Origin of the sequence: Nitrosomonas sp. Nm84 (assembly GCF_003201565.1) — a bacterium.
GTDB lineage: Bacteria > Pseudomonadota > Gammaproteobacteria > Burkholderiales > Nitrosomonadaceae > Nitrosomonas.
This window is the reverse complement of record NZ_QJJP01000089.1, coordinates 1-1,058: the sequence shown is the minus strand read 5'-3', so window position 1 is coordinate 1,058 and position 1,058 is coordinate 1. Positions and strand designations below refer to the sequence as shown.

The following is a 1,058-nucleotide window of genomic DNA, read 5'->3' as shown; positions in this document are numbered from 1 at the left end:
CGGTTGGATTGGACGAGGCAATGGTCAGGGCGTATATCCGAGATCAGGAAAAGGAAGATGAGCGTTATGATCAGTTGAAACTGGGTATGTAGGTGCTGCTTCAGCGGCTCGCAAATAGCCCCTTTTAGATTTCCGTGGCAAGACCACGAGGAATCGCAGGTTAAATAAGGAGTTGAAAATGTTCTTGGCGAATTCCATTTGGAACGCTAACTGAAAAGTGTTAGATCCGCTAATTCATTGAAATTTAGATACTCTACTATTTTAGATGGTTATTTTCTCAGAGGCAGCACTGGATTGTATTTTATTTAAACTACGTTAATTCTAAATTTTGAATTCAGTTAAAGCTATTGATCTTAAGGGTAATGATGAAGTTAATTTTTTTGATTTGCCTCTTGGCAGGTTTGCTTGACTGTGAAGCGATCTCAAGTATTAATCAGCGTCTGTCCCTGGATGTTAAGCTCACCGGTGTATATGGAGTGGTGAATACCTGAAAGAATATGGCGCTATCAAGAGCCTTGCTGAATCAGGCCGGTGGTGGACTCAATATGGCTTATTTCATGAAATTGCTTTGCCTGAAAAAGAACAACCTGATAGATATCAGTATTCTTTTAAAGCGAAGGAGTGTGTCAGTTTTGTGCTCACTGAAAGTGAGGGGTTGATTGAGGAAGCTAATGGCTATGTGTTTAGAGAATGCCTTGTAGCGAATCTACCACTAGCAAGCATTAATTTTATTTGATAATCAAATGATTAGTAGATATGTGCATTATAATGCGAGAGCTCTTTCTTTATGTTATAAGCCTGTATCCCATTTGTGAGAGAAATCAAGTTTTATTCTGACTATCACTGCGATATTTTTTGTTTTTTTATGTAATGTGCAAATTATTATTTCTGATCTTGCTAGATTCCCTAAGACCAAAAATTTATTCAGAGAAAAGTACTCGTATGTGTAATTCCTTGTTCATCAAAGGGAAAAGTGCTGGATAGTCGTAAAAATTCCTTGAGGGGCGGAGTGTTATTTATGACAAATGACTTGACTTTAAGGGTCAAGGTCGACTAGC

Annotated in this window: 1 pseudogene; it reads left to right on the top strand. The window is 38.1% G+C overall.

Annotated elements, in window-relative coordinates:
* Nucleotides 1-92 (top strand): annotated as a pseudogene (locus tag C8R34_RS16220) (IS200/IS605 family transposase); the annotation flags it as partial.
* Between the last annotated feature and the right edge of the window lie 966 nt (nucleotides 93-1,058).